Source organism: Burkholderia sp. S171 (assembly GCF_009766085.1).
GTDB lineage: Bacteria > Pseudomonadota > Gammaproteobacteria > Burkholderiales > Burkholderiaceae > Caballeronia.
In genome coordinates this window covers 70,077-79,878 of sequence record NZ_LMUF01000033.1, presented here as the reverse complement: position 1 = coordinate 79,878, position 9,802 = coordinate 70,077, and the positions used below count along the sequence as shown (strand labels likewise).

Annotated in this window: 8 protein-coding genes and 3 pseudogenes; 9 read left to right on the top strand and 2 right to left on the bottom strand. The window is 60.0% G+C overall.

Going from position 1 to position 9,802, the window contains the following annotated elements; genetic code table 11:
• A pseudogene (locus tag GSQ93_RS38725) lies at window positions 1–79 on the top strand (Crp/Fnr family transcriptional regulator); the annotation flags it as partial.
• Between the two features lie 460 nt (window positions 80–539).
• On the opposite strand, the gene GSQ93_RS18000 reads toward GSQ93_RS38725, so the two are convergent.
• Window positions 540–1,154, bottom strand: coding sequence for a helix-turn-helix domain-containing protein (locus GSQ93_RS18000; protein WP_158937012.1), 615 nt, complete (start codon window positions 1,152–1,154; stop codon window positions 540–542).
• A gap of 126 nt (window positions 1,155–1,280) precedes the next feature.
• Between GSQ93_RS18000 and GSQ93_RS17995 the strand changes: the two genes are divergently transcribed.
• From GSQ93_RS17995 to GSQ93_RS17980, 5 genes and pseudogenes are all read left to right on the top strand, one after another.
• A complete protein-coding gene (locus GSQ93_RS17995) occupies window positions 1,281–2,480 on the top strand; it encodes a glycine C-acetyltransferase (protein ID WP_158937011.1) in 1,200 nt (399 codons plus the stop codon).
• Window positions 2,481–2,492: 12 nt separating this feature from the next.
• Complete coding sequence (gene tdh / locus GSQ93_RS17990) at window positions 2,493–3,521, top strand: L-threonine 3-dehydrogenase (protein ID WP_158937010.1); 1,029 nt, start codon at window positions 2,493–2,495, stop codon at window positions 3,519–3,521.
• 71 nt (window positions 3,522–3,592) lie between these two features.
• Window positions 3,593–3,943, top strand: coding sequence for a hypothetical protein (locus tag GSQ93_RS17985; protein WP_158937009.1), 351 nt, complete (start codon window positions 3,593–3,595; stop codon window positions 3,941–3,943).
• 28 nt (window positions 3,944–3,971) lie between these two features.
• Window positions 3,972–4,070, top strand: a pseudogene (locus tag GSQ93_RS38150) (mannonate dehydratase); the annotation flags it as partial.
• A 483-nt stretch (window positions 4,071–4,553) separates the two neighbouring features.
• Window positions 4,554–5,405: a formate/nitrite transporter family protein gene (locus GSQ93_RS17980; protein WP_158937008.1), complete on the top strand. Its 852-nt coding sequence runs from the start codon at window positions 4,554–4,556 to the stop codon at window positions 5,403–5,405.
• Between the two features lie 385 nt (window positions 5,406–5,790).
• Here GSQ93_RS17980 and GSQ93_RS17975 read toward each other — a convergent pair whose 3' ends face one another.
• The gene (locus GSQ93_RS17975) at window positions 5,791–6,663 is read right to left on the bottom strand and encodes an AraC family transcriptional regulator (protein WP_158937007.1); all 873 of its coding nucleotides are present in this window, start codon (window positions 6,661–6,663) and stop codon (window positions 5,791–5,793) included.
• Between the two features lie 175 nt (window positions 6,664–6,838).
• Between GSQ93_RS17975 and GSQ93_RS17970 the strand changes: the two genes are divergently transcribed.
• The 3 genes and pseudogenes from GSQ93_RS17970 to GSQ93_RS17960 form a co-directional block, all read left to right on the top strand.
• Window positions 6,839–8,398: a sugar ABC transporter ATP-binding protein gene (locus tag GSQ93_RS17970; RefSeq protein WP_254073925.1), complete on the top strand. Its 1,560-nt coding sequence runs from the start codon at window positions 6,839–6,841 to the stop codon at window positions 8,396–8,398.
• Window positions 8,399–8,407: 9 nt separating this feature from the next.
• Entirely contained in the window at window positions 8,408–9,502 is a 1,095-nt protein-coding gene (locus GSQ93_RS17965; RefSeq protein WP_158937006.1) for an ABC transporter permease, read from the top strand.
• Between the two features lie 110 nt (window positions 9,503–9,612).
• Window positions 9,613–9,802: pseudogene (locus tag GSQ93_RS17960) on the top strand (sugar ABC transporter substrate-binding protein); the annotation flags it as partial.

Here is a 9,802-nt window from a genome sequence, read left to right as displayed (position 1 = left end):
GTGCGAATGCTACGGCATCGTCAAGCGCGAGTTCGACCGCATGCTGCCGCGCGTGCGCCAGGCTGAGGAAGTCTGCTAAGAGTTGTTCTGTCGCGTGGATCGGCGAATGAGTGGGGAGGGCGGGGGAGCCTTCTCTCGTTGCCGAAAATGTAGGACCGCGTTTTGATCGGCTACGCGAGTGCGTTAATTGCAATTGCGCGGGTAACGGCCATCGCGTAATTGCCTTGCCGCGATATTTGACTCATCGCGGATGGCGACGGATGCGCGTCATACGCGGCTATGTATTCTGCATGAACGATCAACGGCCACGGCGTCAACGCGAGTGGCAACTCCGATGATAGAGATGGAATAGCGACGCTTGGCGATATATCCAGCGCCTATATTTCGTTAACCTAAGCATTGCTGCGACTGGCGCATCACCCATCGCGGGCAAAAATTGATTGAACATCTGCCCCGCGCGGGCACGATTGTTCGTGCGTCTGCATGAGCAGAATGGTGAATGTTCAAATTGACAGCCGAATCAACTGCCGGTGCTCCGTTCATCCGTGGATGACCACCAAAAGCGCCTTCGCCTCGGTCTTTCCGGCATTGCGGATGACGTGAGGTTCATCGGCCACGTAGCGGGCGGTATCGGCCGTCTTCAAACGTTTTGTGGCACCCGCCGCCTCAATCTCGATTGATCCCTGCAGCACTGTCAAGTGCTCGCGGGTTCCCGGTTCGTGCGCATTCGACACGAGCGCGCCGCCCGGCTGCAACAACAACTCATACCATTCGAATTTTCCGGCGAGCTCGATCGGCCCCCAGATGCGCAACTGATACTTGCCCTCGTGGCCGCTCAGCGTCGGGATATCGTGCGGGCCCGCCACGGCAATTGTCTCAGGCGCCTTCTGCTGCGCGAACAGATAGTCGAGGCTCACGCCAAGCGCGTTGGTCAGGCGCCACGCAACTGCGATGGTCGGATTCGCCTTGTCGCGCTCGATTTCGGAGAGCATCGATTTAGACACACCCGCCGACCGCGATAAATCGTCGAGCGTCATGCCGCGCTCGCTACGCAATCGGGCAATCTGCTCGCCCACACGTGGCGGTGCTGCTGCGGAAGGGAGGGGTGTAGCGACAGCGCTCTTTGCCCCGCGCCGGATTCCGGAACTTGCCATTTCTTGACCTATCGTTTAAAGTTGTTCGATATATAGGATATATGTTCGATATAACGAAATATTTCGATTTCATCGTTAAGCCACTATAGCAGGTGGCGGGTGCGACTCTATTCAGGAGCCTGCTTCATGCGAGACCGTTATCTCAGCCATCTGCGCGGCACGATCGAGCAGATTCGCGCCAATGGCTTCTACAAGTCCGAGCGGGTCATTGCGAGTCCGCAATCGGCTGGCGTGCGCCTCGCGGACGGCATGAACCTGCTGAACTTCTGCGCGAATAACTATCTTGGTCTCGCCGACGACGCGCGCCTCATCGAGGCAGCCAAACAAGGGCTGGACCGTGACGGTTTCGGCATGGCGTCGGTGCGGTTCATTTGCGGCACGCAGACGGTTCACAAGGAGCTGGAGCAGGCTATCGCGGGGTTCCTGCAAACCGACGACTGCATTCTGTACTCCAGCTGTTTTGACGCCAATGGCGGCCTGTTCGAAACCCTGCTTGATGAATCCGACGCGATCATCAGCGACGAACTGAATCACGCGAGCATTATCGACGGCGTGCGTTTGTCGAAGGCGAAGCGATATCGATACAAGAACAACGATCTGGCGGATCTCGAAGCCCGGTTGCGCGAAGCGGACGCCGCCGGCGCGCGCTTCAAGATGATCGCGACTGACGGCGTATTTTCAATGGACGGGATCATCGCCAATCTCGCCGGTATCTGCGATCTGGCCGACCGCTACGGCGCACTCGTGATGGTCGATGACTCGCATGCTGTCGGGTTTATCGGCGAGCGTGGCCGCGGCACGCCCGAGCATTGCGGTGTGATGTCGCGCGTCGATATCATTACAGGCACGCTTGGCAAGGCGCTGGGCGGCGCGTCGGGCGGTTATGTCGCTGCGCGCAAGGAAGTGATCGAACTGCTGCGTCAGCGCTCGCGCCCGTATCTGTTTTCGAACACGCTCGCGCCGAGTATCGCGGCCGCGACACTCAAGGTGCTCGAGTTGCTGGCGAGCGAAGAAGGCGCTGCACTGCGCCAACGCGTGCGGGAAAACAGCGCGCGTTTTCGCACGGCCATGAGCGAACTCGGTTTCACGCTTGTTCCCGGCGAACACCCGATCATCCCGGTCATGCTTGGCGACGCGCAATTGGCATCGCGCATGGCCGATGCGCTGCTCAAAGAAGGCGTCTACGTGATCGGTTTCTCGTTTCCCGTGGTTCCGAAGGGACGCGCTCGCATCCGAACGCAAATGAGCGCTGCGCACACACCCGAACAGATCGACTTCACCGTCGACGCCTTCGCGCGTGTCGGCCGGTCGCTTGGCATTATCTGAGAGAGGACGAACATGAAAGCACTGGCCAAACTCGAACGTGCACCGGGCCTGACCATGACGGATGTTGCCAAGCCTGAAATCGGCCATAACGATGTGATGATTCGTATCACCCGCACGGCGATTTGCGGCACCGACATCCACATCTGGAAATGGGACGAGTGGGCGCAAAAAACGATTCCCGTGCCGATGCATGTCGGGCATGAATATGTGGGCGAGATCGTTGGCATGGGGCAGGAAGTGCGCGGCTTTGCGATCGGCGACCGTGTGTCGGGGGAAGGCCACATCACCTGCGGCTTCTGTCGCAACTGCCGCGCGGGGCGCCGCCACCTGTGCCGCAATACGGTCGGCGTGGGTGTGAATCGGGAAGGCGCGTTCGCCGAGTTCCTGGTGATTCCCGCGTTCAACGCGTTCAAGATTCCAGCCGATATCTCCGATGACCTCGCCGCGATCTTCGATCCGTTCGGCAACGCAACGCATACCGCCCTGTCGTTCAATCTGGTCGGCGAGGATGTATTGATCACGGGCGCGGGGCCGATCGGCATCATGGCGGTCGCGATTGCAAAACACGTCGGTGCGCGCAACGTCGTCATTACCGATGTCAACGACTATCGTCTGGAACTCGCGCGCAAGATGGGCGCGACGCGCGCGGTGAACGTGTCGCGTGAATCGTTGCGCGACGTGATGGAAGATCTGCACATGACCGAAGGCTTTGATGTTGGTCTGGAAATGTCGGGTGTGCCGAGTGCGTTCACGAGCATGCTCGAAGCAATCAATCATGGCGGGAAAATTGCGCTGTTGGGTATTCCGCCGCCGCAAACCGCCATCGACTGGACTCAGGTAATTTTCAAGGGGCTGGAGATCAAGGGAATCTACGGCCGCGAGATGTTCGAGACCTGGTACAAGATGGTCGCGATGCTGCAAAGCGGCCTCGATCTATCACCGATCCTCACGCATCGCTTTGCCGTCGACGACTACAAGCAGGCATTCGCGACGATGCTTTCAGGCGAAAGCGGCAAGGTGATTCTCGACTGGACAGTGTAACTATCAAGCATTTAGCGGTCACGAAGCGGTGGGCATGATGCGCCGGATCGCTTATCTTTTCTGGAGCAGCCATGCCGTACGCGTTCTCGCCATCTTCCAGTTCGCGATTTGAAGGCAGCTTTGAAAGCAGCTTTGAAGAATGGCTGCCCGGACTGGAATTGACCCATACTTTACACGTCACTTCATCTCCGGATCTGGATGCGGTCACGTCAGTATTGGGTTGTATCAAGGACGATCAGGACGCGATCGAAAGTTGGACGATCACCCGCAGGGGCACCGTGCTCGATCAGCGGATTACGTTGCGCGGTATCAGTGAAGGAGAGGTTAGATTGCTGCGTGAACGGCTAACCCAGCTGGATAAAAAGCTAAAAGTACGGCTTGAACATCAATGCAACAGAAGGCTTCGGGTGACTTCAAAATAGGCCTGCGGTTGTCTGAATTTCAAGGATCGTGAAAATGACCTTTCGTTGATATGGCGACACGGACCCTGTGCCGCTCGCGTATATCCGCCAGATCCCCGGCATGGTCGGGGTCGTCTCGGCGATCTATGTGATCGCGCATTGTCGGCACTGCGCGCGGGTACTCCGGACGCTCTGGAATGCAAGCAATCGCTGGCTGATCTTCTCAAGGAAATCGACCGCGTGAGCGGACAGGGTTAAGTCCGGCAACTGCGTTCCCATTCGTTAGCGAAGCCCGTAGCGGACGGGAACAGCGGTGGGCGAGGTTCATCGCTGTGTAACGCAGCTCGACGTCGCTGTCATGCCCCGGGCTCAACCTCAATCGCTCGTTGGTATCTTTTGGCGCCTGCATTTCGTCGCATCTATGGCGATGAACGAGTTTATACATTCTGGGATTATTTCGGCAGCGTGCGCCAACGTGGATCGAACCGGGCCACTCAAGCGTATGCGTCGCGCGAGGAATGGCAGTTCCGCTTAGCCGAGAAGGGGGCAGGCATTTATTGTGCAGGGTTGTGAACAAGTCCACGGAGACTTCGACGTCCGGTGACGAGTCACAACCCAAGGATATCGAATCATGCCCGGTCCCGATGCTGGCTCCAGCTCCCCTCATCTCGATGACGGGGAACAAAAACAGGCCGCGCAACATGCCTCCCCACGTGCCCTGGTAATCCACGAAGTCGTCAGGGAAGAAGGCGAGGCGGCCATGGAGCGAACGGCCGGCGCGCTCATTATGTCTGCGCTGGCCGCCGGGCTATCGATGGGATTCTCCTTCTTGACGCAGGCTGTAATTGAAAGCTCTTTGCCCGATACCCCTTGGCGGGCTCTCGTCGCTTCTTTCGGCTACACGGTCGGATTCGTCATCGTCGTTCTTGGCCAGCAGCAATTGTTTACGGAAAGCACCCTGAGCGCTGTGCTTCCGGTCTTGACGCGGCGCGACGTGACGACCGTTGCGAAGACTGGCCGGCTTTGGGGACTCGTGCTATTCGGGAACATCGCAGGCACGTTGATATTCGCGGCCATGCTTCAAATCCCGGGCGTCTTTACCGATGATGTCGTCACGGCCCTGGGCGTTTTAGGCAAGCAACCTTTTTCCGGCACCTTCATGGTGACGGTCGTGCGCGCAGTGTTTGCCGGCTGGTTGATCGCGTTGATGGTCTGGCTGCTGCCGAGCGCGCGTTCGGCCCGGCTAGTGACGATTTTACTGATCACGTATGTGGTCGCGTTGAGCAAGCTGTCACATGTGATCGCCGGTTCGGTCGAAGCGAGCTACAGCGTGATGGCGGGTGCAGCAAGCGTGCAGGACTATCTGCTCAACTTTTTTGCGCCAACCTTGATCGGCAATATGATCGGCGGAATTTCACTGGTGGCGATCATCAACCATGGTTCCATCGTGGCGGAGATGACGAATGACGACGATCAGCGCTGATCTGAGGGACGTGCAAGGGACATGACGCGGGCTATCGCCCATCGTCCCGATCTTGCCGAGCGAGACGCCTCCTTGTCACGGACGACGGATACACGCGCGCCGATGCAGTCATGACCCGTTACGATGCGGGCCGCGTCCCCGGTTTAATGCGGGGCAGCGTAGTGAGTCAGATACGAACAGGTATCGGAAAGTGCGGCTTATATCGCGTAGCGTCGATGCCGGTTCTCGCGCCCTGCGCCATGCACGGCAAATTGCCGGGTGCTTTCCCCTAGGAGAAATGCAAATGAACAGCGAACTCGAAGCGCGTATTCGTCCACGGGCCTATCACATCGGGGAAAACGATCCGGAGCCCAATGGCGATGCGGAAAAGCGCTGAACCCTGGCGCTAAACCTCGCTCTCAATACGACTGCCCATTGCATTGTTCGGAATGAACGTTTCATTCAGGAAGTCGCGTGTATACGAGCTTGGTGTCTTCCCTGTGAACGAAGAAAAGGCCAGCGAAAAAGCGGCTACGCTATTGAAGCCCACTTCCAGCGCGGTTTGTGTGACGGACAGACGTTTGCGCGTCATCAGTTCAATCGCGCGCGCCATGCGCAATTCCTGCAAGAAGCGGCGCCAGCTCATTCCCAGCTCGTCCTGGAAGTATCGACGTAGCGTGCGCACCGACGTGCCGGCCGCTTGCGCCGCCAGTTCGATAGTCGCCGAGTCCAGCCGCGTACGCGTATAAGCGATGGCGCGCTTAAGCGCGGGCGACTCGCCAAACGGAATCCACATCATGCGCGAGCACTCGAACCAGTCCTTGCACAAAAGGCCGAGCGCCTGGAAATAGGCGTTGGCGATGGTGTCATCGGCGGCGCGTTCACGGTCCCACCGCAGCGCATAAGCGAACATCTCGCGCGCCAGCCCGCTAACCGGTGCCGCCCAGCAGCCTTCGTGCTGCCACACCGTATGCTGCGCGCCAAGGTGGGTCACGACCACTACCGCGTCGGCGCTGGTGTAAAGCCGGTATGGCCGGCTATGCGGAATAAAAACCATATGCGCGGGCAGCAGCAACCACTCACCGTGCGGCCCTTCAAGTTTCAGGCGCCCCTGCTCGACGCACAGGATCTTGTTCTTCGGGTCGCCGCGCGAGCCGATCACCGCCTTGCCCGGTTCCACGCGTTCGACACATTCCGGCAGCGGATCGCTGCATCGAAACGGGTTGACGGGATCGTCCTCCGGCAGGGTCCAGTCGATCAGTTCGTCGCTCTCTTTCATGGTGTCTCGCTCCGTTCTTCCGCTTTTTATATCGTTCCGCGCTGGCCGATTTTCGATGTTGGGCTGGCCGGTTTTCGGTGGGCGGCCGCGAACGTGTCGTCCAATAATAGTAAAAACAAAAAAGCGGTGTGACAAACACTAAATTCGGCCAACGGCCTAATTGATGGAGTGAGACATGTCTGCAACGATGCAACACGCGGCCGAGCCACGTGCAGCACCGCGTATTCCGGTGCTCGAAGTTCGCGGCGTCGGCAAGCGCTTCAACGGCGTGAGCGCGCTCGAGGACGTCAGCTTCGACGTAGCCGCCGGTGAAATCGTCGCGTTGCTTGGCGAGAACGGCGCCGGCAAATCCACTCTGATCAAGATATTGGCCGGTGTTCACGCACCGTCAAGCGGCACGTTGCTGTTTCGCGGCGCGCCGACGGATGCGCGCGCCATGCGCGGCCGTGTCGCGTTCGTGCATCAGGATCTGGGGCTCGTCGACTGGATGACGGTTGCCGAGAACATTGCGCTCGCGACCACCTATGCGAAGCGGCGTGGCCTGATCTCATGGGGCGCAGTGCGCGCGTCAGCTGAAGCCGCGCTGTCGCTGGTGGGCGGCGACATCGATCCTGAACAGCGCGTGTTCACGTTGTCGCGCGCGGAGAAGTCACTGGTGGCCATAGCGCGTGGCTTGTCGAGCCGCGCCGATCTGCTAGTCCTTGATGAACCAACGGCAAGCCTGCCCGAAAGTGAAGTACAGCGTCTGCATCGCGTGTTGCTGGGTCTGCGCGAGCAAGGCGTCGCGATGATCTATGTATCGCACCGGCTGGACGAGGTGTTTGCACTATCCGATCGCATTGTGGTGCTGCGTGATGGCCGGCGCGTCGCGCAGCAGAACACGGCAGACACCGCGCCTGCCGAACTGATCCGCCATATTGTAGGACGTGAACCCGACTCGGTATTCGTGCGGCCGCCCGCGCCGGGTGCTGCGCCCATCGCGTTGTCGGTGCGCAGGTTGCATACGGAAGAAGCGGGTCCGCTTAACTTCGATGTCCGCCGCGGCGAGATCCTCGGACTGGTCGGCTTGCGCGGCGCCGGCCACGACTCGCTTGGCAAGGCGCTCTTCGGCGCAGACCCGATCCTCTCCGGCACCGTGCTGCTCAACGGTGAACAAGTGGATCTGTCATCGCCCGGAGCGGCCGTGGCGAACGGCTTGTGCCTGGTCGCCGGCGACCGTTACGGCGAGTCGATAGGACCCGGCCTCAGCGTTCGCGAAAACCTCTTTCTCAACCCTCGCGCGAGCGGCCGCAAGGGGCTGCATATGCGCTCGGCGGCCAGCGAAACCGTCGAAGCGCTGGCACTGGGACGACGTGTTGCGTTGCGCCCGAACGATCCGGCGGCGTTGATCGAAACGCTCTCGGGCGGCAATCAGCAGAAGGTCGTGATTGCACGCTGGCTGCGGATTGGCGCGCATGTGCTGATTCTCGAAGACCCCACTGCAGGCGTCGATATTGGCGCCAAGGCAGAAATTTATCGGCTGCTTGGGGAAGCGGTGCGCACCGGAATGGCGGTGGTGCTGATCTCGTCGGACTTCGAGGAGACTGCCCAGATCTGCCATCGCGCCCTGGTGTTCCGGACGGGCACGATTGCTCGCGAGTTGCCCGTCGACCAGCTCAGCGTCTCGGAGTTGCTGCATTGCGCGTCGCTGGATTATGGCGTGAGTCCAGCCGATGTTGTTCCACTTACCGCCTGAGGCATCCCTATGCAATCGCTCAAATCCAACGCGCTCGAACCCACGCGCCGTGAACTCGCCGCCCTCTCGCGGATCTCCCGATTCGTGCGTCTGTTGCCTGTGTTCGGCTTGCCGGTCCTCACGCTCGCACTGATCGTGCTGTTCTCGCTGATCCTGCCTGACACGTTTCCCACCTTGCTGAACGTGCGGTCGATCGTCGGCGACAAATCGATCATCGCGATCCTCGCACTCGCCGCGATGATCCCGATGGCAACCGGCCGTATCGACCTGACAGTCGGCTATGGGATTGTGCTTTGGCACATCCTCGCCATCAGCTTGCAGACGTCCTACGGGATCGACTGGCGGGTCGCGGTGGTCATTGTTCTTGCGCTTGGCGCGCTGCTGGGCTTGCTCAACGGGCTGCTGGTCGAGGTGGCGCAAATCGATTCGTTTATCGCCACGCTGGGAACAGGCACCGTGCTTTACGCCATTGCGATGTGGCATACCGGCGGACGTCAGGTCATTGGTACCTTGCCCGACGCCTTTACGTCCATTTTTACCACGTCATTGTTCGGACTGCCAATCGCGGCAACGTATGTGGTGGTGATCGCAGTCGCGTTATGGATCGCGTCGGACTATCTGCCGATCGGCCGCTACCTCTACGCGATTGGCGCGAACCCGCGTGCTGCCGCACTCAACGGTATTCCGGCCCGTCGTTACGTGATTCTTGCTTTTGTCAGCTCGGGCGTGCTGACGGCCTTCGCGGGGATCGTGCTCGCGGCCAAGCTGCGCATCGGCCAGGCGAGCGTTGGGCTGGACTACTTGCTGCCCGCGCTGGTTGGCGCGTTCCTCGGCTCGACCACGATCAAGCCCGGGCGGGTCAATGTATGGGGCACGGTGTTCGGTGTGTCCATCCTGGCGGTCGGCATAGCGGGGATCCAGCAGCTTGGCGGCGACTTCTACATCGAACCGCTTTTCAACGGTGCGACGTTGCTGGTTGCAATCGGCATTGCCGGGTACACCCAGCGGCGCCGCCGCAGCCCGCGCAAGTCCATTCAAACCCCTGTGCCGGGCGAACCCGATGGATCGGCGCACACGCTGCCGGGTACCGGGCGCAGCGATTAATCGCACGTACCGCACGTACCGCACGTACCGCACGTACCGCACGTACCGCACGTACCGCACGTACCGCACGTACCGCACGTACCGCACTGATAAAACTAACAGGAGACACCATGAAGCAGCGTCTTATGATCACCCTTTGTGCCGCGCTGGCCGCATCTTCCGCATTGAACGCACGCGCGGACGACACGTTTCTGGCCGAAGCGAAGGCCTACACGGTGCAGGCGACGAAGTCGGGTCAGGCGTGGAGCGGACCGACCACCGGACCTGCCGCGCAGCATGGAAAAACGATCGTGTTCGTAT